At 48.3% G+C, this 24,148-nt stretch carries 22 protein-coding genes and 1 pseudogene; 15 read left to right on the forward strand and 8 right to left on the reverse strand.

Annotated elements, in window-relative coordinates:
* Positions 1-48: 48 nt before the first annotated feature.
* Positions 49-1,089 carry an IS630 family transposase gene (locus FH974_RS06630; protein ID WP_207103589.1) on the forward strand — a complete coding sequence of 347 codons (1,041 nt, stop codon included), beginning with the start codon at positions 49-51 and terminating at the stop codon, positions 1,087-1,089.
* A gap of 11 nt (positions 1,090-1,100) precedes the next feature.
* Here FH974_RS06630 and FH974_RS06635 read toward each other — a convergent pair.
* Positions 1,101-1,289, reverse strand: a pseudogene (locus FH974_RS06635) (IS110 family transposase); the annotation flags it as partial.
* Between the two features lie 351 nt (positions 1,290-1,640).
* Between FH974_RS06635 and FH974_RS06645 the strand changes: the two are divergent.
* Positions 1,641-2,246, forward strand: coding sequence for a DUF6988 family protein (locus FH974_RS06645; RefSeq protein WP_207103590.1), 606 nt, complete (start codon positions 1,641-1,643; stop codon positions 2,244-2,246).
* A gap of 374 nt (positions 2,247-2,620) precedes the next feature.
* Here the strand turns inward: FH974_RS06645 and FH974_RS06655 are convergent, their stop codons facing one another.
* Positions 2,621-2,839 carry a hypothetical protein gene (locus tag FH974_RS06655; protein ID WP_207103591.1) on the reverse strand — a complete coding sequence of 73 codons (219 nt, stop codon included), beginning with the start codon at positions 2,837-2,839 and terminating at the stop codon, positions 2,621-2,623.
* Between the two features lie 109 nt (positions 2,840-2,948).
* On the opposite strand from FH974_RS06655, the gene FH974_RS06660 reads away from it, so the two are divergent.
* The 6 genes from FH974_RS06660 (at position 2,949) to FH974_RS06685 (ending at position 7,605) form a co-directional block, all read left to right on the forward strand.
* Positions 2,949-3,941 carry an alpha/beta hydrolase family protein gene (locus FH974_RS06660; protein WP_207103592.1) on the forward strand — a complete coding sequence of 331 codons (993 nt, stop codon included), beginning with the start codon at positions 2,949-2,951 and terminating at the stop codon, positions 3,939-3,941.
* Positions 3,942-3,987: 46 nt separating this feature from the next.
* Entirely contained in the window at positions 3,988-4,875 is an 888-nt protein-coding gene (locus FH974_RS06665) for a PhzF family phenazine biosynthesis protein (RefSeq protein ID WP_422894361.1), read from the forward strand.
* A gap of 284 nt (positions 4,876-5,159) precedes the next feature.
* Positions 5,160-5,549, forward strand: coding sequence for an HIT family protein (locus FH974_RS06670; RefSeq protein ID WP_047883540.1), 390 nt, complete (start codon positions 5,160-5,162; stop codon positions 5,547-5,549).
* 399 nt (positions 5,550-5,948) lie between these two features.
* Positions 5,949-6,197: a DUF3297 family protein gene (locus tag FH974_RS06675; RefSeq protein ID WP_047883541.1), complete on the forward strand. Its 249-nt coding sequence runs from the start codon at positions 5,949-5,951 to the stop codon at positions 6,195-6,197.
* Between the two features lie 245 nt (positions 6,198-6,442).
* Positions 6,443-7,159, forward strand: coding sequence for a DUF2799 domain-containing protein (locus FH974_RS06680; protein ID WP_207103593.1), 717 nt, complete (start codon positions 6,443-6,445; stop codon positions 7,157-7,159).
* 170 nt (positions 7,160-7,329) lie between these two features.
* Positions 7,330-7,605 (forward strand): hypothetical protein, encoded by a 276-nt coding sequence (locus FH974_RS06685; protein WP_207103594.1) that lies wholly within the window; start codon positions 7,330-7,332, stop codon positions 7,603-7,605.
* A gap of 95 nt (positions 7,606-7,700) precedes the next feature.
* On the opposite strand, the gene FH974_RS06690 is transcribed toward FH974_RS06685, so the two are convergent.
* Entirely contained in the window at positions 7,701-10,544 is a 2,844-nt protein-coding gene (locus tag FH974_RS06690; protein WP_207103595.1) for an FAD-binding and (Fe-S)-binding domain-containing protein, read from the reverse strand.
* Between the two features lie 172 nt (positions 10,545-10,716).
* Positions 10,717-12,405, reverse strand: a complete 1,689-nt coding sequence (locus FH974_RS06695) for an L-lactate permease (RefSeq protein WP_047883544.1) — start codon at positions 12,403-12,405, stop codon at positions 10,717-10,719.
* 153 nt (positions 12,406-12,558) lie between these two features.
* Between FH974_RS06695 and FH974_RS06700 the strand changes: the two genes are divergently transcribed.
* Entirely contained in the window at positions 12,559-13,467 is a 909-nt protein-coding gene (locus FH974_RS06700; protein ID WP_047883545.1) for a LysR family transcriptional regulator, read from the forward strand.
* Positions 13,468-13,638: 171 nt separating this feature from the next.
* On the opposite strand, the gene FH974_RS06705 is transcribed toward FH974_RS06700, so the two are convergent.
* Complete coding sequence (locus FH974_RS06705) at positions 13,639-14,004, reverse strand: YcgJ family protein (protein ID WP_053061709.1); 366 nt, start codon at positions 14,002-14,004, stop codon at positions 13,639-13,641.
* Positions 14,005-14,164: 160 nt separating this feature from the next.
* On the opposite strand from FH974_RS06705, the gene FH974_RS06710 reads away from it, so the two are divergent.
* Entirely contained in the window at positions 14,165-14,551 is a 387-nt protein-coding gene (locus FH974_RS06710; RefSeq protein WP_047883648.1) for a DUF805 domain-containing protein, read from the forward strand.
* A gap of 313 nt (positions 14,552-14,864) precedes the next feature.
* Positions 14,865-15,962 (forward strand): hypothetical protein, encoded by a 1,098-nt coding sequence (locus FH974_RS06715; RefSeq protein WP_207103596.1) that lies wholly within the window; start codon positions 14,865-14,867, stop codon positions 15,960-15,962.
* A gap of 149 nt (positions 15,963-16,111) precedes the next feature.
* On the opposite strand, the gene FH974_RS06720 is transcribed toward FH974_RS06715, so the two are convergent.
* Together FH974_RS06720 and FH974_RS06725 are read right to left on the reverse strand one after the other, a co-directional pair.
* Positions 16,112-17,815: an FAD-dependent oxidoreductase gene (locus tag FH974_RS06720; protein WP_207103687.1), complete on the reverse strand. Its 1,704-nt coding sequence runs from the start codon at positions 17,813-17,815 to the stop codon at positions 16,112-16,114.
* 62 nt (positions 17,816-17,877) lie between these two features.
* Entirely contained in the window at positions 17,878-18,078 is a 201-nt protein-coding gene (locus FH974_RS06725) for a YgaP family membrane protein (protein WP_047883547.1), read from the reverse strand.
* A gap of 154 nt (positions 18,079-18,232) precedes the next feature.
* Here FH974_RS06725 and FH974_RS06730 point away from each other — a divergent pair, with 154 nt between their 5' ends.
* Positions 18,233-18,646: a YeeE/YedE family protein gene (locus FH974_RS06730; protein ID WP_207103597.1), complete on the forward strand. Its 414-nt coding sequence runs from the start codon at positions 18,233-18,235 to the stop codon at positions 18,644-18,646.
* Between the two features lie 9 nt (positions 18,647-18,655).
* Positions 18,656-19,111 carry a YeeE/YedE family protein gene (locus tag FH974_RS06735; RefSeq protein ID WP_207103598.1) on the forward strand — a complete coding sequence of 152 codons (456 nt, stop codon included), beginning with the start codon at positions 18,656-18,658 and terminating at the stop codon, positions 19,109-19,111.
* Between the two features lie 14 nt (positions 19,112-19,125).
* Here FH974_RS06735 and FH974_RS26315 read toward each other — a convergent pair whose 3' ends face one another.
* Positions 19,126-19,257, reverse strand: a complete 132-nt coding sequence (locus FH974_RS26315) for a hypothetical protein (RefSeq protein WP_277991781.1) — start codon at positions 19,255-19,257, stop codon at positions 19,126-19,128.
* A 209-nt stretch (positions 19,258-19,466) separates the two neighbouring features.
* Between FH974_RS26315 and FH974_RS06740 the strand changes: the two genes are divergently transcribed.
* Positions 19,467-22,880: an efflux RND transporter permease subunit gene (locus FH974_RS06740; protein ID WP_242551876.1), complete on the forward strand. Its 3,414-nt coding sequence runs from the start codon at positions 19,467-19,469 to the stop codon at positions 22,878-22,880.
* A 15-nt stretch (positions 22,881-22,895) separates the two neighbouring features.
* A complete protein-coding gene (locus tag FH974_RS06745) occupies positions 22,896-23,978 on the forward strand; it encodes an efflux RND transporter periplasmic adaptor subunit (RefSeq protein ID WP_207103600.1) in 1,083 nt (360 codons plus the stop codon).
* Positions 23,979-24,148 lie beyond the last annotated feature (170 nt).

The following is a 24,148-nucleotide window of genomic DNA, read 5'->3' on the forward strand; positions in this document are numbered from 1 at the left end:
GATCTGATCTATCGCCAAACAGAAAAAACCCACAAAAAGGACTGAGTGATGGCCATCATAGCACCGATCGACCGAGCAGAAAGACGACGTATCCACAAAGCGATTCAACGCACTCCCGATAAAGGGTTTGCTCGGCGACTAATGGCGATGTTGCTCTTAGCTCAAGGGAAAACGATTGTTGCTGTCAGTGACGCTACGGGTGCTGCACGTTCTTCCATTGGTCGATGGATAAACTGGTACACAGACGGAGGAATCGATGCACTTAAATCGCAGCCTTCAGGCAGACCTAACTCATTGCCCGTTGAGCAAATGTGTGCTGTTCTACTCATACTGATCCATGCTTCGCCGCAAGACTTTGGGTTTCAACGAAGCCGATGGAGTACAGAGCTACTCGCTTTTCAACTCAACGAAGTTTTCAAATCTTGTGTCGCTGCTTCTACGGTCAGACGTTGGTTACCTAAAATGGGGGTTGTCTGGCGAAGAGCCGCACCAACATTGCGAATTAAAGACCCTGAAAAAGCAGAGAAATTAGCGGCAATCGCACAGGCTTTAGATCAATGTAACCCCGAGAATCCTGTCTTTTATGAAGATGAAGTCGACATCGATTTAAACCCCAAAATTGGCGCGGACTGGACGCTGAAAGGTCAACAGAAAAAAGTGGTCACGCCAGGGAAGAACGAAAAGCACTATCTCGCAGGTGCTCTGCATGCCAAAACGGGTAAAGTTATTTACGTTTCTGGCACCAAGAAAGATTCCAACCTATTTATCGCCATGTTGGAGAAGCTCAAACGGCATTATAGGAGGGCGAAGAAAATCATCTTGGTGCTCGACAACTATGTCATTCACAAGAGCCGAAAAACCAATGCTTGGCTGGCAAATAACCTCAAATTCGTTTTGTTATTTCAACCTGTCTATTGCCCTTGGGTCAATGTGATTGAAAGGCTATGGCATGCCCTGCATGAGACCATCACACGCAACCATCAATGCAAATACATGTATCAGCTGTTGATGCAGGTAAAGCACTTTATGGAAACGGTATCACCTTATCCGGGCTCAGGGCATGGGATAGCAAAGATGACTCACAATTAGGATCAGCTATTTAGACGTCCAGTTGCTTCGACAACAACACGCTGTGGGACATGTTGTTTGATTGTTTTGATGGCCTCTTTGATACCTTTCTCGTCGTTGTTAACAGTAAAAAAGATATCAATTGGGCGAATAAAAATGTCTAGTTGTGACTTACCTGTATCAACACCTACATGAATGTTTTGATGTGTGCTTGTGTTCATAATAAGCTAACTCTTGCTTGCGAAATGCGGGTTCGAGACCCAGTCGACTATTCGAGGTTGATGCTTGGAGTCCTATGCGGCGTTCATGTTTGTTATCGGTCTCTCGACAGAGGAGCCAGCGTTTAAACGAACTACCGCATAAGAAGCTTTAGTTGCAGTTAAGCTTGGGTCTCACATTACCCAAATGACAAGCTTATTATCCATACAAACTGTTTAAGAGGGATTCGCAACGCGTGGCATTTTTACTATGCGTTGATTTTAGTGATTAAGGTGGTGTGCGGGAGCACCGTATTGCGTTGCTCACCACTTAAGCGGGCGTTAGCAATCCCCGAAAAATTAGGTTCTGTAATTATGAAATTAGTGTTTGATACTAGAGAGCATTTGAATATTGTTTGGGAATTAGCTGAGCAGATTTCAGTTAAAAGGCAAGGTTACAATGAATTTATAAGTGCAATGTTTTTTGTTTCTATAAGTCATTGTGATGCGGTGCAAACCCTTGTAGAAAAGAAAAACTTTGCTTCTGCATTCTCTTTGGTTAGACCAACTTTAGAAAACACTTTTAGGGCAGTTTGGCTCCGAAAATGTGCAAACAAAGAGCAAGCGAATAATGCGATTTACAAAAATAAATGGAATGCGGTAGGAAAGAATATTGAGCTAGTAGAGGAGCAATATGAAGACAGCATGCTCTTTAGCAAACTATGGGAAATGCTAAAGCCTTTTGTGCATGACTTTACACATGGTGGGTCAGAACTTACTTTCAGACATATTTCTAAAGATGGGTTTATAACTCCTACTATAGATGATCAAGAAGTTAGGTTCTTGTTGCAGCTAACGGTTTTAGTTTCTACGTTTGTTCTCGCGGAGCTTGTTGAGTTTTCTGATGAAAAACAGTTTGAACCATATGTTGAGAAATTAGTAAATCAAACTTGTACAAAAGTGTTTGGGACAGATTGCTAACAAATGGTGCAAGTGTGATTCGGCACGCGTAGCATTTTTTACTATGCGTTGGTTTCAATGGTTAAGGTTGTATACGGCGGCATCGGTATTGCGTGCCTCACACCTTAACGCGGCTACATGGACTCCCCTGGTTGTCAACAACAGCGTCAGGTAATGCAAGATTTGGGACTGCCGCTCTACATTCGGTCTGTTTACTGGCGTTCAACGCCATGACCCTGATGACACTACGCGGTTGCGGGTCCTCATTCGTTAGAAGGCATCTAAGTATCCGCCGCATTATCAGGTTTTCCCGCAAAAGGTCTGAACCTTACATCATCATTGGCTATTGCCATGACCCGGTGAAGCTATTTATTCCTTTAGAAAACAGTTTGGTTTTATATGGGTTGGTATTCGGTGCCGTTACTGAGTCGCGACCATATTATCCGAGCTTTTTTGGCTGCCAGAGCGACAATGGCTGGCGGGATATTGGCAAAGGTCGAAAGGACTTTTGAGCGAGTTATTGTTTTATGGATCAGTACCTTGCCTTGCTCATCTTCGCCGTGGATACTGAACGAATGTTTGGCTAAATCAATGCCATAAATTGATAGTGACATGGTGACCTCCAAGGACAGTCGTCAGACTTACCCAGTGTGGCAGAGCCTGATGAGGGGGAGTCCATGTCATTCGTTATGTTTTTATCTTAATAAGGAAGTCTAGGAAAAAATGAGATTTGTTTTTCGCTTGTTTGTTGTGCTGTTAATAATTATTTCTCCTTTTTCTAATGCGTATGAAGTCGGTTTTGATTACGCGAATGTGCCTTCATCTATTGAAAATAATGGTTTTCCGATGGTTGTATTTTATCCAACTAGTTCTGAGCCAAAAGTGGTTGAGTTAGGTCCATTTAAACTCAATGTGGCTGTGGAAGGAGAGATTCTAAAGGGCAAATATCCGTTAGTCATAGTGTCCCATGGTTCCGGTGGGAGCAATTTATCCTACAAGGATATTGCTATCTCATTGGCAAAGAGTGGCTTCATTGTTGGTATGCCGCTGCATCCTCAGAACAATTATATGGATAATACATTAGAAGGTTCTGTCACTAATTATACTAACCGTCCTAAGCATATAACTTTAGCAATTGACAAGCTTCTTAATACATCAGGGCTAAATACTTACATTGATTCGGATAAAATAGCGGTATTGGGACACTCTGTCGGAGGGTATGCCGCTATCGCAGCAGCAGGAGGTGTTGGAGACACTAGTAGCCTGATTGAAATATGCAAGAATAACCCTTTGCTCACTGATCCATACTGTACGCCTGTGCGTGATGGCTCTATGATGAAAACGGTTATAAAAAGTACAAAAGATCCAAGAATTAAGGCCATAATCATAATGGCTCCAGTGGGGATATTGTTTTCTACGGAAGGTTCTCTAAATGATGTCGACATTCCAGTTTTATTGCTGAAGGCAGAGAATGATAAAGAGGTGACAGAGCCGTATAATGCTGATGTGATTGAAAAAGGTCTTTCCAATAAACAGAAACTTATCAGCATAATGGTATCTAATGCTGGTCATTACTCATTTTTGACATCATTCCCTGATTTTCTCAAATCAGAACTTGGTCTCATTGCAGAGGATCCTAACGGTTTCAATCGCGAAGAGTTCCAAGAAAAGCTAGGTACAATTATTGTGGATTACCTTAAGGGAGTGCTGAAATAAAAACATAGCAAGCGCCTCAAGAGGGACTGTGGACTTTACCCGTTTTATGGAGAATTTACGTTTAATGAAAGTTGAAGCTTTTTTGGTTAATTCCTTTACTGCCAATGGAACCGGAGGAAACCCGGCAGGTGTTGTGTTGCACGCAGAGAATCTGTCTGATGAAGAAAAATTAAAAATAGCGCAAGCAGTTGGCTATTCTGAAACGGCATTTGTGTCTCAAGATGACGAAGTCGACTTTGAGTTGTCTTTTTTTACTGTTACAGGTGAAGTTGATTTCTGTGGTCACGCGACGTTAGCCGCATTTTCAATAATGTATCAGAAAGGAATGGTGACTGAAGGGCGATATGTTCAAAGGACTAAGGCCGGTTTACTTGCGGTAACCATAGAGTCTACTGGACATATAGTGATGGAGCAGAAGTTACCTGAATACCTTGCAGTGTTTGGTTGCGAGGTGATATCAAAGTTAATTGGAATTGACTCGACAGTTTTAGAGTCTACTCAGTTACCTATTGAGGTTATTTCAACCGGTTTACCTGATATTGTTGTTCCTGTGCCACATGGGTATCTAGATAACATCCAAGTGAATGAACATTTACTCAGTGAATTTTGTAAACAACATGGTTTTGTTAGTGTTCATGCTTTTGAATTGTGCGAAAAAGACAGCGGGCTGACGGCAAGTTGTCGAAATTTTGCTCCTTTGTTTGGTATCCCGGAAGAGTCAGCAACGGGGAGTGCGAGTGGAGCATTGGCATGCTATCTAACCAAGCACTTTTATGATGGCGAGCGTTCGAATAGTTTTACTTTTGAGCAAGGTCGGGCAATGGGTTGTGTTTCAAGAATTACAGCGTCCGTCGAGTCGAACGAGCAGGATATTATCAAGGTGATGGTTGGTGGTTTTGCTCGTGAGTTTGGGCTGCAGAAAATTACCGTATAACAAGCTATCCAATCAGATAATGGATGGCTCTTTGTTTTAGCAGGCACAGATGAGCCATCTGGTTGGATTGCATGATGACATCATGAGATGTGTTAGGCGGTTTGGCGATACTCTATCTAAGCCGTGCGCTATGTTTTATTGCGAACAAAGAAGCGTTTGTCACATTTTATTGATGAGGCATGGGAAGGCGATAGTGACTTCAAATTCTCTAGTAAATTTTGTCTGATTTAGCAAAGAACACCTGTCTGCTGGTGTAATCTATATAAAGTCGAACAAGGAAAGTCATGACTATTGTTGAACAAATTGTATCTCGCGAAATTGATGCAGCCATAGTGTATGAATCTGAACATGTCATCGCATTTGCTGATCATGATCCTATAAACTTTGGGCATATCCTCATTTGTCCGGTTGTTGCGTATGAAACATTTATTGATTTACCAGAAGACATTGCCTTAGAAATAAATCGAGTGGCTAAAGATCTTTATCGACGAATTGAAATTGCTTTCCAGCCTGATGGAATCTCATTTATCCAGAATAATGGATTCTTCAATGACTTATCTCACTACCATTTGCATATATTTCCTAGATTCAAAGATGATCAGTTTGGATGGGTATGCAGTGAACTTGGCGTGCAGTCAGTTGATAAATTACGCCAAACGTTGGTGAACTTATAACAAAACACTTTCAGTCAAAGGTTGGGGTTTGTGTTTAAGGGGCTAGGGGCTAGGATATCGCTCTGGCTATTGCAGCTTGTTTTCCGAACAAACCCAGGGCAATAACAAAAACGTCTAGGTGACTTATTTGTTACAAAGGCGGTTTAGAAGCGGTACAGGCATGGTGTAGTTAGTGGGTTTTGGTTTGCTTTGCGCGATAAGCCAGAGACGAGTATAGTCACCTGTCCTAGGTTCTTTGCCATTGGTTGGTTAGCGTTGGTTAACCAACGTTGGCGAAGTGCCATTGGCTAGCGGCAGGAGTGAAAAGTACTACTCACTTTGCTTAAGGTTGTTGAGCGTATGGCTCGCATTGACTAAAATGACAAATCACATATCTATTCTAGCTTTCTAGGTTAAAAAATGAGCGAAAACAACGCAAAACCAGCTTTGCCGGATCGTCTGTCGGGTAATCCTCGCAGTCCACACTTCGTGGCTGAATGCTTCGAGCACCACATTGGCATTCTCTTTAACGGTAAAGAGCGTAGTGATGTTGAAGAATATTGCATCAGTGAAGGCTGGGTAAAAATCCCTTCACCGAAAGCAAAAGACCGTTACGGTAACCCAATGCTTGTTACGCTGAAAGGCGAAGTGGAAGCGTTCTATAAGTAAGCCGTAGTTTTACTGCTTATAGACAATACATAGAGCGGCTTATGCTCTATGTATTGTGTTTACCTCATTTACCCCCAATTCCTTTCAGATATTTTTTCCTGCTGTTATATTGAGTCCTTTATTGTATGCGCTTTAAGTGATTTACTATTGGCTCTGTTTCTCTGAATTTTCGATATCAATAACCATTATTTTGTTACTTTGTATCGGGGAGCGTCATTCAGGGTTTTATAAGGAAATTTAAAATAGTGAATAAATTCCATTTATTGCTTACCAGCGTTGCGTTGCTGAGTCTATCCGGGTGTGCTTCACTCAGTGAAGAAGAATGTCAGCTGGGGGACTGGTATCAGATTGGTTTAGCTGACGGTCAGGAAGGCAAGAAAAATCAATCTGCTACTTACAGTAAAGATTGTGCTGAATATGGTGTAGCGGTTGATGCTCAGCGTTATAACAATGGTCGAAGTGATGGCCTGAAATCTTATTGCTCATACAATAATGGCATTCTCGTTGGTCAAGCAAATAAAGAATATGAAAATGTCTGCCCAGCCGAGTTAGCGAACGAATTTTTAGCGGGTTACATGCCTTATTATAACCTGGCAAAGGCTAGTGCTTACTTACGCTCAATTGAAGACAATGTGAGTTATTACAAATCAAAGCTGGATGATGAATCGACGCCTGCCGATGAAAGACAGACGTTCACAACAGGTCTAAAATCGGCTAAAGCAGAGCTGAAGCGAGTTAAAAGCGATGTCAGCCGGTATGAGTTAGAGCTTGAGCTGCATAAAGTCGTCCGTGAGATAGCCGGTATCAATGAGGAGTTGGCGGTAGATTCGATATCTTCGTCTCACCGTTTACAACTGAATAATCGATTGGCGACTTTAAGAGATAAACAGAACTATTATGAAACGTTAGTTCAGACCGATAATACGATACAAAACATCAAACATATTGCTGATTTATTCTAGTCGCGATTGAATTGAGTCACTAACGGGTTTAATCACGGTTAAATTTTATATACACAGGCAGTTCTGAGGCATATCTCTTACGTGGTATTAGAATAACCCAGTATTAGGGTTTCAATTGGGGTTGTGTGAGTGCTTCAGGTGAGTCGGGATATCATAAAATGAGGGGAGAAATGGAAAAGTCTGAATTTTTATCGTACCTAAAAGATGAGATTAATCAGTACAATCTGATGTCAGATTTTGAAGGGATTAAAAAGGCAGAGAAAAAGCAATATATCAATGGATTAATGAGGGCCTCTCGCTTTTTTGGTGTCAGTTTTGAGGAGCTTAAAGCCGTTGTCGATCAAAGTGAAACTGCAGAGCAAAGCTATGACGCGTCATTCGTTGGTACAAAAGAACCGCTTGAAATTCCAACGTTTGTCCGTCAAAACAAAATCATCAACATCTAGGTTTTGTAAGTCAAATGCCTGATAAAAAAGTCTGACATAAAAACCGCCCATAAAAGGGCGGTTTAATCGAGTGTTGCGGTGGCTTCTGTTATGGCTTAGCTAGCTGCCTCATCGACTAGATACAGGATAGACTGGTAAGGGATGCCGCTATGGTGCGACAAGCCGATTTCACAGGTGCGGCTGTTGCTGAATCCGCGGCTACAATGTTCAGGCACCTGCTTTTTCAGCGGGCTGACAGCAGCCTGATTCAGTTCCGGCGTAGTGAAGCCCTTGTCACCAGCCCAGCCACAACACTGAATGTGCTCTGGCAGAACCACATCAGTGGCACATGATTGGGCAAGTTTCAGCATCTGGTTTTCCAGACCCATACGCCGAGAGCTACAGGTTACGTGCAGCATTACGGTCTCTTGCACCGGGGTCAGCGTCAGGTGTGGCAGCAGGAACTCCGCGGTAAATCCTGCGGGTTCGTATACGTTCAAAGGGCGAGTAAAGTTTTCAATACTCCGCTTAGCGCATGGGCTGGTGTCCATCAGCACTGGTAACTCACCTTGTTCACTGGCATCCCAGATCACTTGCTCAAGGGCAGTCACTTTCTGTGTTGCCAGCTCATTCATCCCTTTGCTGTCATACGGCATGCCGCAGCATTGCTCACTGATGGATTTCGGGATAATTACTTCGTAACCAGCCTTGCGCAGCACGGAGAGTGTGACCTCGGTGAGTGGGCGCTGATCTTGAGCATCTTGCTGTTGCCCCATGGTTCGGGTGGCGCAAGAGGGCACGTACACCACTTTTTTCGTGGCATTTCCGGTGTGCTTGTGAGTCTTCGCGGCTTCCGTTTCAAAGCGGTGGCGGTTTGCCGTTGGCATTTCCGGAATCCATTGTGGGGTACTGCCGCCAGTCAGTTTGCGTAATCCGTTGGTCATGCCACTGACGGCGCCTTCACCAAACACTTTCTGCGCAACCTGATTGGCCTTCAGACCTGCTGTCACCATTTTGGTTGTTGCTGAGAAATGGTCGGCTGTCCAGCGGGCAATTGGCGTAAAGCGCTGGTATTTTTCAGTGCGCAGCTTTTTCACCAGATCGCCTGTGTTAATACCCACCGGACAACGTTCGGCACACAGGCCGGTGGCGGCACAGGTGTCCAAGCCCTGATATTCAAACACTTTGCGCAGTTCATCGACTGGCGGCTTGCGGCCATTACCCGCCAGATATTCACGCTCACGGTGCTGCAGCTCGCGGTATAAGACAATACGCTGGCGAGGAGACAAGGTCAGAGTCCGCGATGGGCAAACCGGCTCACAGAATCCACACTCAATACAGCGGTCGACCAACTCATCGGCAGCCGGCATGGGTTTGAGGTTGCTGATGTGTGCGTGTTTATCTTCATTGATGATCACGCCCGGGTTGAGCAAGCCTTGCGGGTCGAACAGCGATTTAATCTGTTTCATCAGCGCGTAGCCGTCTTTGCCCCATTCCAGCTCAACATAAGGTGCCATGTTGCGACCGGTACCGTGCTCTGCTTTCAGGGAACCCTGATATTTAACCGCGACTAACTCTGCCACCGCGTCCATGAACTGACCGTAACGTTCAACTTCAGACTGGCGCTCAAAGCCCTGAGTGAAAACAAAGTGCAGGTTGCCTTCCAGCGCATGGCCAAAAATGATGGCTTCATTGTACTGGAACTGATCAAATAGCTGTTGCAGCTCGCGGACACCGTTTGCCAGATGATCAACCGGAAAAGCCACATCTTCGATGATGACGGTCGTTCCGGTTTCACGCACGGCACCAACGGCCGGGAACATGCCTTTACGAATAGCCCACAGGGTGGCTACGGTGGCGGCATCGGTAGTAAAGGCGGTGGAATGGATAATCGTAAAATCCGCCAGTGAAGCCATAATTGTCTGGCATTGCTCATCCAGCGAATGCTGACAACCGGCGCGAGATTCAACCAGCAGGGCTGCGGCTTCGAGATCCAGCTCGCGGATGTAGTCCGGCATTCCCGGTTTATCCGCTACGGAGCGCAACGCGCGGCCATCCATCATTTCGACGGCAGAAACCGGTGTTTTCGCCAGCACCGACACCGCCTGGCTGGCGGCTTCAATGTTGTCGAATACCAACAGGGCAGACGCTTTATGCGGATGCTCAATCACAGTGTTGTAGGTAATGTCAGCGATAAAGCCCAACGTTCCCTCAGAGCCGATCATCAGGTGCTCAATGACTTCGATCGGATCAGAATAATCCACCAGTGCATTCAGGGCGTAACCTGTGGTGTTTTTCAGGCGGTATTTATGGCGGATTCGCTCGGCCAGTTCGGGATTGTTACGGGTTGCATCCACCAGCTTCTCAACGCCCTCAATGATATCCGGTCGCTGTTGTCTGAAGGCCTGAATACTGTCTTCGCTGGCCGTATCCAGGATGGTACCGTCCGTGAAGACAATCTTCATGCTGTCTACAGTTTTGTATGAGTTCTGCGCTGTACCACAGCACATGCCGCTGGCGTTGTTCGCGGCAATACCACCGATTTTACAGGTGTTGATGGATGCCGGATCCGGACCGATTTTCCGCTGAAACGGAGCCAGGTAGCGGTTGGCATCCGCGCCGATAACGCCCGGTTGCAAGCGAATTTTCTCGCCGTCAGCCAGAATGTCGTGGCCGCGCCAGTCATCGGTCAGGGTGATCAGCACCGAGTCAGAGACGGCCTGACCGGAAAGGCTGGTTCCTGCCGCGCGGAAGGTAAACGGGATGTCATGCTCGCGACAGGCCTTGATGGTAAAAATGACTTCGTCCAGGTTTTTCAACCGGACGACAATTTGCGGAATCAAGCGATAAAAACTGGCATCTGTACCGTAGGCTAGCCGTTTGGCTTCTTCGGTAACGATGCGTTCGCGTTCGATGAATGTGGAGAGTTGGGCTTCCAATAATGCGTAATTTTTGCTCATGGTATTTCCTCAATCAGCGCTCATCGGCAAGAATGAGACACTGTTGAATAATTACATTTTATTATCATACGATTCGCAATCCGTCTCTTCATTGTTATTGTTTCAGATTGCGATACGGGGCACCTCAATGGCTCAGGGCCAGCTTAGATTGCCGGCCCTTCACGTAGAGGCGTTATTTCATCAGGGCATCGGTTAATTGCATGCCGTAGATGATGGTGAGGCCGATGACGCCCGTCACCACGAGGTAGTAAAACGTTGGGATAACGGTTTTACGTAAGGTGGCACCTTCGCGACCCAGCAGACCCACTGTGGCGGAGGCGGCAACAACGTTGTGAATCGCAATCATGTTACCGGCGGCCGCCCCGACAGCCTGAAGGGCCACAATACCGGCACTTGATACCGTCAGCGCCTGCGCGACTTCAAACTGGAACTGGCTGAACATCATATTGGATACTGTGTTCGAACCCGCAATGAACGCACCCAGCGCACCGATGGTGGCACTCAGTGCCGGGAAAAAGTCGCCAACCATGTTAGAGGCAAAGTGCGCGGTTGTGACCGGCATACTCGCCAGATCCGCAGCATTGACACCGGAGTTGATGAAAATACGTACCATTGGGATGGTGAAAATCAGCACGAAGCCGGCACCAATCAGGGTCTTGCTTGACTCACCGAACGCTTCGCCCAGCGGTTTGACCTGACGGGATTGCACCAGCGCGGCAACGATAGCGACGAACACCAGAATGCCCCCCGGCAGGTACAGTGGCTGAATCGCAGCGCTTACCCCGGTTTCACCCAGGATGTTGTTGAAAGACAGGCTGATACCTTGTAGCACGGCTTTGAACTCAGTACTGACGCGGCTGGCAACCAGTACCACTGCCAGCAGCACATACGGTGCCCAGGCCATAGTCAGGCTCATCGGCGTTTTGGTCTCTTTCAGCTCAACCTTCAGTGATCCCAACCATTCAGCAGGCCACTTGTCTTCTGATTCAAAGTCCCACTGACTTTTTGGAACCAGAAAGCCTTTCTTCGCTGCAGTGACTACAATCGCCAGACCAATTAATCCCCCAATCAGAGACGGAAACTCAGGGCCAAGCAGCATACCGGTCAGGGCATAAGGCACGGTAAAGGCGACTCCGGCAAACAACGCGAACGGCAGAATATCCAGACCTTCTGTCCAGCTTTTGTTTTTACCGAAAAAGCGGGTCAGCATCATCGCCATGAGTACCGGCATCAGCGTGCCGACAGTGGCGTGAATCAGAGCAACGTTAGTGGTGATTTGCTGCAGGTAGATATCCCAGCTGGCACCGTTTTGCGCCAGCGTCTCTCCGATATTGTGTGTATCCAGGCCCTTGCTGACACCCACCAGAATCGGGGTGCCCACGGCACCGAATGACACCGGGGTAGACTGGATCATCATGCCCATCAGGACCGCTGCCAATGCCGGAAAACCGATTGCAACCAGAAGGGGGGCGGCAATAGCAGCAGGCGTACCAAATCCGGATGCACCTTCAATGAATGAGCCGAAACACCAGGCAATGATAATGGCCTGAATGCGGCGGTCACTGGAAATGTCGGTAAACCCGTTGCGAATCGTGGTGATAGCTCCGGTGTGTTTGAGTGTGTTCAGCAGGAAAATCGCGCCGAAGACGATCCACAGAACAGACACGGTAATGGTCAGTCCCTGCAGGGAAGAAGCCAATACGCGGTTCAGGGACATGTCCCAGCAGAACAGTGCGATGACAACGGTCATCAGGAAAGCCACTGGCATGGCTTTCTTGGCAGGCCAGTTCAGGCCAACCAGTAACACCGCCGCAACGGCGATGGGTGAAAAGGCGATTAAAGCGAGTAGGGTATCATTCATGCTCTCTAATCCTTCGGATTGTTGTTTTTTTGCACGTAGTCAGTGGTTGTTATGCTTATTTTCATAATTGTTAACCGGCTGTGACATTAAATCTTTCCTTTTATTTGATATAGGGAAATAATGAAAAAGATTTCTTCCAAAAATGGATAAATGATGGCTAAGACAGACGACCTGATCCTGTTTGCCCAGGTAGTGGAACATGGGTCCTTCAGTAAAGTGGCAGAGTTAAATTCCCTTACAAATTCAGTGGTTAGCAAGCGAATCGCCCGGCTTGAGGAAGATCTCGGGGTACAACTGCTGTTTCGGACCACCCGTAAACTCACGGTCAGCGAGGCCGGGAAGGTACTGTATCAGGGTGCGAAAAATGTGAAGCAAGCCACGATGGAAGCGCTTGATGCCGTGAGCGGATATGGCGAAAAAGTCAGCGGTCATGTCAAGATGTCTGTACCCACGATCTCCGGCGACCTGGTTTTAGCAGATGCAGTGGCGGAATTTTGTACATTACACCCCGGAATTACCGTCGATATGTCGCTGGATAATCGCTTTGTCGATCTGATTGAAGATGGTTTCGATCTGGTGATCCGGACCGGGTATCTTGAAGACTCGAGCCTGATCGCTCGCCACCTGCTTGACTCCCAATGGGTAATTTGTGCCGCGCCATCTTATGTTACCCGGAATGGTCGTCCGGAGCGGCCGCAGGATCTCATCCGGCATAACTGCTTACAGTATGCTTACCAGATGACAGGCGCATCGGAGTGGGAATTCATTGGTGAACAGGGTAACTATATGCTCCATGTCAGCGGCAGTTTCTCAACGGATAATGCCGGTGCATTACGAAAAGCCGCTCTGGGAGGGTACGGGATCGCGTATGTGCCGCGTTGCCTGGTCTACCACGACATCATGGGCGGGCAGCTGATTGACCTTTTTCCCGAACAGGTGGGCAAGCGGCTGGGTATTTACGCTGTCTATCCGTATACCCGCCAGCCGTCGCAAAAGATTAAGTTGCTGATCGAACACATCAGAAAGCGTTACATGGAAATCAGCCACTACTTCTGCCACTAAATACATGTCGAGAGGCTTGCTCTGCCAACGGCTTATCTTAGTCGTTGGCAGGCTATTTATCGCCAATGGACGGGGCGAGCTGCATTCACGATTGCCAACACGATTGCCAATACTTAAGACAAAACCGCTGTGAAGTGGTGTGCTGGATCGCTGGTGGGGTTGAGGGGCGTTTTATTCCGGAAAAAGAATCTGAATATAATCTGAGGCCAGATTATCGGAATCGTAGTCCTCAAAGCAGGTGCGCTGCTCAGAATCGCAGTACACACTATTACTGAAGGTGTAGCGGGCAGCGTCAAATTTCTCTGTTCCGGCCTGATTGATTTTTTCCATCAGCTTGGTTTCAGCGTCCTGACCCAGAAACTCTTTAGTAAACCCCATCGAAATACCATACTGATCCACACAAAAACCTGAAACTTTGTCGCAAATGACGCCCTTGTCCGGCGAATAAACACTACCGCCAAGTTCCGGTGTTGCCTGCACCCAGCCAAAACCCACAAACAATGCAATCTGAAGAAGGAGAAGAGGAAGAATCTTCATAGTGGACTCACTTGATATCAAAGCTAATCGGTTCATCAAAAAGCTTACAAAAAATATGACGAAACAATGTATGAGATCAGAGAATTAAGAACCTTGATTCAGATTATACTTTTAGCACACAGCCATCAGTAAGAAGTGGATGAATGCAATGAATGAAATTATGAACTGGTATCTTTATGTGCTTAAGAAGTATGCGGTTTTTAAAGGACGAGCACGACGTAAAGAGTATTGGTATTTCTTCTTGGTCAATATCGTGATCAGTGTGGTGCTGTCCTGGGTGGATACCCGGTTAGGTACTCCAGGCTCGGCAGAAGGTGCCGGGTTACTTGGTTCTGTCTATTCTCTGGCTGTTTTACTGCCTTCAATTGCTGTTGGTGTGCGTCGTTTGCATGACATTGATAAAAGTGGCTGGTGGATGTTGATTGGTCTGGTGCCGGTGATCGGTTTTCTGGTTCTGCTGTATTTCTTTGTTCAGGACAGCCAGGCGGACAGCAACGAATTTGGTCCCAATCCGAAGAAAAGTCGGGAAGGGCACATGCATCTCTGAATCACAGATTAAACGTATCTGGCCCGGCGGATGCCGAGCTTTTTTATGCCACTTTTGTCTTATTTGTAAGAATGCGATGCGAAATTCAGAACCGTTTCAAGTGTGAAAATCACCTTCAACGTTATGAATCAGCATCGTTTTAACCGGCGAGACAGGCGACGAGTTCGCCGTGAAGGCCAGTTTAAGTCATCTACACTTATCCCGTTACTCAGGTGTATCTCGCCAGTGAGACATTGTTGTAGTGCTGGTGAGGTGCCCCGTCTGTTGGCTAAACACTGTTCCGTGATACCACAGAAGTATGTGGAGTATAACGATGAGAATGAACAAAATAACGCTCGCACTGACGGCATGCTGCCTCAGTTATGCGAGCCAAGGCTTGGCTTCAGGAAGTGAATACGACAGTGGCGACAATAGTAGTTATGACAAAAGTAGTTATGAAAAAAGCAGTTACGGAAACGGGGGAGGACATTCCACGACTTATACTGAATCAGTGACGACCACTTACAACGGTAAGACGACCACCACCTATTATGAAACCACCTCTGACGGAAGCGACGATTACAGTGATGATGATTCGGCCAAACGGTTAGCTCTGCGTGTGGCCGGTAAAGGTTATATGTACGAAAAGGAAGTCCCGGATTACGACGGGGATAAAAAGCCCGATTCTGCTTACTGTTTTGATCTTGAGGTGAAAGAGATCATATCCGGTGACGTAATTGGTAGTGCCACTAAATGCTGGTCAGAAGTGACCTCAGAAGGTGACGGTTCGAAACTGATTGGTACGACATTCTTGTATCTGTCGGGAGGTCTTGTGGTTACTCGGGGGCAAACAACGGTTCAGCCCGTTCTGCAGGAAACGAAGACCTATGACGGGTATACCATCACCCATTTTACCGGGGCGTCTAATGATAAAAACGGGATCATCAAAACCAGTGGTGATTACGCCTGGCACAAAGGATCGGTGCGTGCATCCTGTTTAGTTGATCGCTCTGAATATTACGAGAGTGTCGGTGATGGCATCTATTTTGACTGCCTCTTAGTGCTGGACCTGAAAAAATTCCAGCCTAAGTATCCGTACGACTGGTATCGCCATCATTATTACAAAGATGGTCAGTATCATGACAAGTACGATGATAGTTCCGACGATCAGTACGGCGATGACAAGTACAGTGACAAGTACGACGACAGCTCCGATGATCATTACGGTGATGACAAGTACGACGACAGCTCCGATGATAAATACGGCGATGACAAGTACAGTGATAAGTACGACGACAGTTCCGACGATCAATACGGGGATGACAAGTACAGCGGCAAGTACGATAACAGCTCAGACGATAGCTCTGGCGGGAAGTATGACAACAAGGGCAAAGGAAAGTCTGACGATAAGTACAAAGGCAGTAAAAGTTGATACCAATACCATTAATAACGGCAAAAAGGCCTGATGCATATGCATCAGGCCTTTTTATTCTTCTCCGTCACTTAACCTAAACAGTCAACTGCAGTATTCGTTGCCATCATGTGGTTAGCAGGGGACGTGGTAGTGGCGGTACGGGGCAATTATTGCTTGGCCGTTAACCAGGTCCGGTATCCACCAATCAGGTTACAGGCTTTATAGCCATTGTTTACCAGTTGACGATACGCAACGTTTCCTCGCAGACCCACCTGACAGTAAATCACGATTTCTTTGTCTTTTGGCAGCTCGTCCATACGCTGACGTAGCTGATCTACCGGGATATTGATGGCACCATCGATATAGCCGACATTGCTTAGCTCACCCGGATTACGAACGTCCAGCAGAATCTGATCATCACTGAGCTGATCGATCGCGTCGTAATGAATCGGCGTCGCGTCACCTTTGAGGATATTGGTCGCGACAAATGCCGCTTGGTTGATCACGTCTTTCGCACTGCCGTATGGCGGAGCATAGGTTAACTCCAGGTGCTGCAGTTGCTCGACGGTCATACCTGCTCGCTGCGCCACCGCCAGAACATCAATACGCTTGTCGATACCGTCTTTACCGACCGCCTGAGCGCCCAGAATTTTGCCGCTGTGCGGATCAAACAACAGCTTCAGTGAAACCACTTCTGCGCCGGGGTAGTAGCTGGCATGGCTGGCGGTATGGACATATGCCTTTTCATAGGCCAGCCCTTCACGCTGAAGCTGCTTCTCGTTTTTACCGGTTGAGCCGACCGCGATATCAAACACTTTACAAATCGCGGTGCCTTGTGTGCGCTGATAGCTTTCCTGACGACCAAGCATATTGTTTGCTGCAATGCGTCCCTGACGGTTCGCTGGTCCCGCTAAAGGAACCAGGGTTGGCTTGCCGGTGACAAAATCGGTTTCTTCTACCGCATCGCCCACAGCGTAAATCGCAGGGTCACTGGTTTGCATGTATTCGTTGGTGTAAATACCGCCGGTGCTGCCAATCTGCAAACCGGCATCCTGTGCCAGCTTGATGTCCGGGCGGACACCAATTGCCATGATCAGAATATCAGTGGTCAGGGTGTCACCGTTGTTCAGGGCCAGATTCAGCTCTCCTTCAAGGTGCTGATGTTCATCCGTTTCACCGGCATTGCGGTTGGCAACAGAAGTGCTGGGAACAAATTCTACGGACTGTAACGCCACCCCCAAACGCAGATCGATGCCTTTGTTGCGGATCTCGTTATGAACAAAACCGGCCATTTCGCGGTCGACCGGGGTCATGACCTGATCGGCCATTTCTATCAGGGTGGTTGGAATCCCCAGCTGGTGGAAGGCTTCCATCATTTCCAGACCAATAAACCCGCCGCCGACAACCGTGGCATGCTCGGGTTTGTTCATTTGCAGAGTCTGGATGATTTTATCCATATCCGGGATATTACGCAGGGAGTGCGTCAGCGGGTTGTTGATGCCGGGAATTGGCGGAACGATCGGCCCAGCGCCCGGGCTCAGCAGCAAAAAGTCATAGCTTTCGGTGTATTCCTGACCGTCAATCAGGTTTTTAACCGTAACGGTTTTGTTTTCCCGATTGATACCGGTGACTTCATTGAATACTCGGACATCCACATTAAAACGTGCCAGGAAACTGTCCGGTGTCTGAAGCAGCAGTTTACTGCGGTCCTGAATATCCCCACCGATGTGGTATGGCAAACCACAGTTCGCAAAAGATACAAACTCACCACGTTCGAACATGATGATCTCAGCGTCTTCACTCAGACGCCTTGCTCGTGCCGCTGCTGATGCGCCTCCCGCAACCCCACCGACAATCAGAATTTTTGTCATCATTCGCTCCATTAATACAGAATTGAACGAGCCGGCCTCATGCCGGCTCGTGTTAAACAGGTTTACCTGACCGGACCATTAGAAAACCCCAGCCTGCTGAGGATCATGGCTGCCGGGCAAAAGCCCGTAAAGGCACTTTGAATAAGGTTTGCACCTATAAACACGGTCAGCCAGAAGAAATTAGGATGGACCCATAAAGTCAAGGCGACGGACAGGAGCACCATTATTCCGGCAAAAACACGCACTGCATTTTCTAACGTCATTTTCATACTCCTCGATATCCGTTTCAGTTAGCCTTACTATAAATTTAAAAATTAGCATTGTCTAATGTATTTTTAGCTAAATTAGTATTGACTAAAAGTGGTGGTCCGGTAACCTCTTAAGCAGAATTAATCATAGACCTGCTTGGAGAGATAAATGGAAACGTGGCCTTGGCATGCCTTATTCGGTGGAATGATGTTGGGAACATCCGCAACTATCTTGTTACTGTTTAATGGCCGGGTGGCTGGTATCAGCGGCATTCTGGGCGGCATTTTGAAACCGCAACAAGGTGATGTGTCGTGGCGACTTCTGTTTGTCATCGGCATGGTGGCCGCAGGGTTGTGCGCACCGCTAATGGGTTTTTCTTTGCCACAGGCCTTGCCGGTTTCCTCTCTGGGGTTACTGGCGGTAGCCGGGTTGCTGGTGGGTATCGGTACTAAACTCGCAAATGGCTGCACGAGCGGGCACGGTATTTGCGGAATGGGACGTTTCTCTAAACGTTCACTGGTTGCCACTATGGTGTTCATGGCAACGGCCATTGCCACTGTGTTTGTACGCTTTCATCTGTAAGAGGTCCACATGTCTGCACGTTTGGTTTCAAGTTTGATTGCTTTGTTTTCCGGTGTTCTGTTTGGCATGGGGATGATGGTGTCCGGAATGGTTGATCCGGTGAATGTTCTGGGTTTTCTGGATCTGGCCGGAGAGTGGGACCCAAGCCTGGCCTTTGTCATGGTTGGGGCATTGCTGGTATTTGCGCCAGCCTATCTTTTGATCATCCGTAAGCGCCCACAGCCGGTTTGTGAACAGACGTTTCACCTGAGTAAGAAGAAAGACATTGATAGCCGGTTGATTGCTGGTTCGGTGCTGTTTGGTCTGGGATGGGGAATCGCCGGTATCTGCCCGGGACCCGCTTTAACATCTCTGTCTGGTGGCAGTTTTGAAATGCTGGTGTTTGTTGTCAGTATGATACTGGGCATTGTGTTGAGCACAATTTGGGCATCAAAACGGGAAAAAGTTGTAGAGATAACAGCCTAATAGCGTTGATTGGACTAATCTAGACCAAAGATGCCGGAATTCGTGTTAATCGGCAGAGCAATCGCCATATAGTCAGCCATGTAACCGGCAATGACATTGAAACCGGAACTGAAACCTGCGCTAAAACCGGAATCTGAAGTCGGCACCAGCGCGGAACCAAAACGGCAGCCTACATGGCGCTGGCACAGTGAGGTGTGGCCGAAATGGCAAGAGAGAGGGGAAGACGATGACAGGTAAAGTCAGGCAGGCCTCAGGTAACGAAGGCCGTCGTCATAATGCACCAAGTGAGCAACAACCGGTCAGGCAAGGCATTGTCGGCCGGTTTCTCAATAGCTTATTCCCCCCTATTTTAATCATGCTGGCTCTGATTGCCGGAGCTGCGGCCCTGTGGCTGACTCCGCGTGAAGAAGACCCGCAAATTATCGTGCCGATGGCCGATGTGCTCATCCAGGCGCCGGGACTGACACCCTCTCAGGTTGAAAATCAGGTCACTCAGCCACTTGAAAAGCTGCTTACCCAAATAGACGGGGTAGAGGATGTGTACTCAACCTCTATGAAGGGCGCAGCACAGGTGATTGTGCGCTTTTACGTTGGTGAACAACGGGAAGAAGCACTGATCAAGCTCTACAACAAGATTTACTCCAACCTCGATTTAGTTCCCCCTTCAGTTACGCAATGGTCTGTCAAACCGATAGAAATCGATGATGTGCCGATTCTGGTTGCGGCGTTGTACAGTACCCGACCTGAGCTGGTGGGCAATGCAGAATTACGCCGTATTGCCGAGCAGGCGGTGAATCAACTGCAAGCTCTGGATAACACCAATAAAGTGGCCGTAGTCGGGGGAAGCCCGCGTGTGATTCAGATTGCCCTGGATGCACAGGCCATGGCGAGCCGACTGACAACGGTGGAAGACATTCAGCGGGCCTTTGCGCTGACCAATCAGCATCAGCAATTGGGTACGGTGCATCAACAAGGGCAGGTTTTCCAGCTTGAAAGCGGCCAGTTCCTGCAAAGCGCCAAGGATGTGGCTGACACGGTCGTGAACGTCATTAACGGACATCCCGTGTATTTACGCGATATCGCCACTGTGACAGATGGGCCGGAAGAAGCGGACAATCAAACCTGGTTTAGCTGGGGCCCGGCGGCAGTCCAGACCGGACACTTGGCGAGCTCATCCGCAAATGTGAAGGAGAATTCGTCGGCAAATCCGCAGGCTCAGTTACCTAGCGAACCTTATCCGGCCGTGTTCCTTTCCATTGCCAAACAGGCAGGCAGCAATGCTGTCTGGGTGGCCGACGATGTCGTGGAATTACTTAACGACATGGCTGCCAGCCAGTTTCCGCCGCATGTGAAAGTGTCTGTGATCCGTAACTACGGTGACACAGCCAATGAAAAAGTCGGCAATCTGGTGTCGAGCCTCGGACTGTCTATTCTGACGGTTGTCGTGTTTGTCGGGGTGTTTCTGAACTGGCGGGCTGCCATTGTCGTCGGTATTGCAATTCCGATCAGCTATGGTGCTGCACTGGCGATGGACTTGGCGTTTGGCTACACCATCAACCGGGTGACGTTGTTTGCCTTAATACTGGCGCTGGGCCTGATTGTCGATGACCCGATTGCCAGTATCGATAACATTGAACGCTTTCTGAAACGCAAAGGGCTCGCGAAATCTCAGGCGATAGCGCTGGCAATGAGTGAAATTCGCAGCGCGTTGCTCATGTCGACGGTCGCGATCATCATCGTTTTTACGCCGATGTTTTTTATTACCGGAATGATGGGGCCATACATGGCGCCGCTGGCATTTAACGTGCCGGTCAGTGTGGTGTTCAGTACAGTGGTGGCGTTTCTCATTACTCCCTGGCTGGCAAAACATATTCTTAACACCGCGCAGAAGTCCGGTGCTTATCAGGTGGAAAACACCTTGCTCTATCGGGTGTACGCAAGGGTGCTGGCTCCGCTGTTGTCGAAAAAGCGCAACAGTGTGATTTTCCTGATTGCGGTTGGGCTGGCGTTCGTCCTGGCGGCTATGTTACCTGCGCTGCGTATTGTCCCGCTGAAACTCCTGCCCTATGACAACAAGAACGAATTCCAACTGGTGCTGAACATGCCTGAAACCAGCAGTGTAGAGCAGACATCGAATACGATGGCTGATTTTGCAGATTACTTGAAGTCGGTGCCTGAAGTGGTTTCAGTGTCTGGTTTTGCAGGAATTGCTTCGCCGATGGATTTCAACGGGATGGTTCGGCACTATTTCATGCGAAGTCAACCACATCAGGGGGAACTGCGTATTGTACTGGCCGAAAAGCATCAACGTCAGCAGCAGTCTCATGAACTTGTTACACGGCTGCGTGCCGATTTGACGACCATAGCCAGGCGGCATAAGGCGGACATTCAGCTGGTAGAAGTGCCGCCGGGGCCTCCCGTGATTGCGACTGTTGTCGCGGAAGTTTACGGCCAACCTCACACATCTTATTCAGAGCTTCAGGAAGCCGCCCGCCGGGTAGCCGAAAGGTTAGCCAGAGAACCGCTGGTAGCAGAGACAGATACCACGATTCAAGGCGAGTTGATGACCTGGCAGTTCAAAGTAGACCAGGAAAAAGCCGCGTTATCCGGTGTGTCGGTGAACGATATCAACCAGACGCTGGCCGCTGCGAACGTGGGGGGGATCGTCAGTTATCTGCAGGACGAGCATGAAATTAATCCGTTGCCTATCACTATTCGCCTGCCGCGCAACCAGCGTGATGATCTTAGTGTGCTGGAGAACCTTTATGTCCGCGGGATGCCGGGTATTGCCAAGCGCGTGGAGCATGGCAGGGTGGTGGATGCCGGCCAGCCGTTAGTGCAGCTGTCGGAACTGGGTGAGTTTATTGAAGTCAGCGCATTGCAGCCGATTATGCGTAAAAACCTCAAACCCGTCGTCTATGTGTTTGCTGAAGCGGTGGGACGTGTGCCGGCTGAGGTCGTGGTGGATGTGATGACTGATTTGCAGGCCACAGACAATGTGTCGGCTGGTGCAACAACCGAGATACGCTCTCTGACTGAGCGGACTTACCTCAGCAATGGAGGAGGTGATACCTGGACACTACCTCAAGACATCAGCGTTGTCTGGAATGGAGAAGGGGAATGGAAAATTACGTTAGATGTTTTCCGTGATCTCGGGATTGCCTATGGTGCTGCGTTGCTCGGGGTGTTTATTGTAATGGTGCTGCAAACCGGGCTGCCTGCGGTATCGGGAATCATCATGTTGGCCATACCATTGACTGTTATCGGTATTATGCCGGGGTTCTGGCTGCTCAATAATGTAGGTACAACGGAAATCAACGGCATTCCGAATCCGGCATTGTTTACCGCAACCGCGATGATTGGGATGATTGCACTTGCCGGGATTGTTGTTCGTAACTCATTGGTACTTATTGAGTTTATTCATCAGTCTCTGCGAGAAGGCATGGCACTGCAGTCGGCGTTGATCACGGCGGGTGCCGTCAGGATGCGCCCCATACTGCTGACCGCAGGGACCACGCTGCTCGGTAATGTGGTCATTACGCTGGACCCGATTTTTAACGGGCTGGCGTGGGCGATAATTTTTGGTATCTCGGCCTCAACATTATTTACATTGTTAGTGATTCCGGTGGTCTATCACCTGGCATATGTTAATCAGCCGGGCCATGGGCTGCCTCCTGGCCTCGGCGAAAATGAGCCAGAAGCCAAGCGGAATACTGACCCGGCGCAAAATGTGGAAAGCAATGAAGAACAAGCCGTGACCAGTGGCTGAGGAAGGAGTCGGAGAATGAACAGGAAAAAAGGTCTGTTGACAGTCGCCGCGTTTACCGCGCTCGGCGTATTATTTTTCGCCATTTCCGGTGGCTTTGTCACTAAATTGGGAACGGAGAACCAGGCACTACCCGGGGAGCCGCTTGCCGGTCGTGAAACTGTCAAAGTCAGTATGACGCAAATCCCGGTTCAGCAAAGTTACACCGGAACCATAGTGGCAGATCAGCAAGCGACATTGTCGGCCCGTCTCACTGCGCAGGTGGCTGATGTGCTGGTGGATGTGGGGGACAAGGTTAAGGCTGGTGATATTCTGTTACGACTGGACAACCTGGATCTGGATGCGAGAGTACGGCAGACCGAGCAGGCACTGGCCAGTGCACAGGCACAACTGAATGTTGCCCGAAAAGAATATAACCGGATGCAGTCGCTGATGGCGCGGAAACTGGTGGCACAATCACAACTGGATAATGCCCTGAGTACGCTTCAGACCGCGCAGGCTGAATTGAAACGGCAGCAGGCATCGTTGGAAGAAGCACAAACCACTTACGGCTACAGCATTATTGCGGCTCCTTTTGATGGAGTCATTACCCAGAAGAATGTACACAAAGGGGATATTGCATCCCCCGGCGTTGCCATGCTGAGTTTGTATAATCCGCAAACGCTGATGCTGGAAAGTTCGATACCGGCCAGCGAGCGGCATTTATTGCAACTGGGCCAGCGGTGGCCGATGGTATTGCCTGCTCTCAAACAGGAACTGGAAGGGGAAATAAAAGAGATCACGCCGGCATCCGATACCGGGTCACGCAGTGTGATTGTTAAACTGGCTTTACCCTTATCCGCACTTCAGCCGGAAAGGCAGCTTTACCCCGGGATGTTTGGCCGGGTGACAATTCGAACAGGTGAACAGGCTGTATTGCTGATTCCACAATCAAGCCTCTATCGTATCGGACAGCTGCAATATGTGAAAATTGTTGAAGAGGAAAGAGTCGTGCCCAGGCTGATAGAAACACGCCCGTATAAGGCCGACAGTGTCGTTGTGCGTAAAGGCCTCACTGTAGACACTGTGTTACTCACTCATCCCGGTAAAATGGCAAACTAACACCAGCCAATCCTTCCTGAGCTATTTCTGGTAAGTCATAAACCACCACTCAACGGCAGCCATAATTGGAATCTAAGATTTCAATTGTGGTTGTTGTGATTTGTACTTCAGCTATATAAGTTGCTACTTGACCAAACAAAATAAGGGTATTCATTGGATGAATACCTGAC

The sequence above is a fragment of the Photobacterium ganghwense genome (genome assembly GCF_017329545.1).
GTDB classification, from domain to species: Bacteria; Pseudomonadota; Gammaproteobacteria; order Enterobacterales; family Vibrionaceae; genus Photobacterium; species Photobacterium ganghwense.

Excerpts from the sequence above, each read along its gene's own strand:
- FH974_RS06665 (WP_422894361.1), top strand. The coding sequence starts at position 3,988 with ATGGAGAATTTACGTTTAATGAAAGTTGAAGCTTTTTTGGTTAATTCC.
- FH974_RS06690 (WP_207103595.1), bottom strand. The coding sequence starts at position 10,544 with ATGAGCAAAAATTACGCATTATTGGAAGCCCAACTCTCCACATTCATC.
- FH974_RS06630 (WP_207103589.1), top strand. The coding sequence starts at position 49 with ATGGCCATCATAGCACCGATCGACCGAGCAGAAAGACGACGTATCCAC.
- FH974_RS06730 (WP_207103597.1), top strand. The coding sequence starts at position 18,233 with ATGGAAACGTGGCCTTGGCATGCCTTATTCGGTGGAATGATGTTGGGA.
- FH974_RS06705 (WP_053061709.1), bottom strand. The coding sequence starts at position 14,004 with ATGAAGATTCTTCCTCTTCTCCTTCTTCAGATTGCATTGTTTGTGGGT.
- FH974_RS06695 (WP_047883544.1), bottom strand. The coding sequence starts at position 12,405 with ATGAATGATACCCTACTCGCTTTAATCGCCTTTTCACCCATCGCCGTT.
- FH974_RS06725 (WP_047883547.1), bottom strand. The coding sequence starts at position 18,078 with ATGACGTTAGAAAATGCAGTGCGTGTTTTTGCCGGAATAATGGTGCTC.
- FH974_RS06710 (WP_047883648.1), top strand. The coding sequence starts at position 14,165 with ATGAACTGGTATCTTTATGTGCTTAAGAAGTATGCGGTTTTTAAAGGA.
- FH974_RS06735 (WP_207103598.1), top strand. The coding sequence starts at position 18,656 with ATGTCTGCACGTTTGGTTTCAAGTTTGATTGCTTTGTTTTCCGGTGTT.
- FH974_RS06645 (WP_207103590.1), top strand. The coding sequence starts at position 1,641 with ATGAAATTAGTGTTTGATACTAGAGAGCATTTGAATATTGTTTGGGAA.
- FH974_RS06745 (WP_207103600.1), top strand. The coding sequence starts at position 22,896 with ATGAACAGGAAAAAAGGTCTGTTGACAGTCGCCGCGTTTACCGCGCTC.
- FH974_RS06670 (WP_047883540.1), top strand. The coding sequence starts at position 5,160 with ATGACTATTGTTGAACAAATTGTATCTCGCGAAATTGATGCAGCCATA.
- FH974_RS06720 (WP_207103687.1), bottom strand. The coding sequence starts at position 17,815 with ATGACAAAAATTCTGATTGTCGGTGGGGTTGCGGGAGGCGCATCAGCA.
- FH974_RS06675 (WP_047883541.1), top strand. The coding sequence starts at position 5,949 with ATGAGCGAAAACAACGCAAAACCAGCTTTGCCGGATCGTCTGTCGGGT.
- FH974_RS06740 (WP_242551876.1), top strand. The coding sequence starts at position 19,467 with ATGCTGGCTCTGATTGCCGGAGCTGCGGCCCTGTGGCTGACTCCGCGT.
- FH974_RS06660 (WP_207103592.1), top strand. The coding sequence starts at position 2,949 with ATGAGATTTGTTTTTCGCTTGTTTGTTGTGCTGTTAATAATTATTTCT.
- FH974_RS06685 (WP_207103594.1), top strand. The coding sequence starts at position 7,330 with ATGGAAAAGTCTGAATTTTTATCGTACCTAAAAGATGAGATTAATCAG.
- FH974_RS06655 (WP_207103591.1), bottom strand. The coding sequence starts at position 2,839 with ATGTCACTATCAATTTATGGCATTGATTTAGCCAAACATTCGTTCAGT.
- FH974_RS06700 (WP_047883545.1), top strand. The coding sequence starts at position 12,559 with ATGGCTAAGACAGACGACCTGATCCTGTTTGCCCAGGTAGTGGAACAT.
- FH974_RS06715 (WP_207103596.1), top strand. The coding sequence starts at position 14,865 with ATGAGAATGAACAAAATAACGCTCGCACTGACGGCATGCTGCCTCAGT.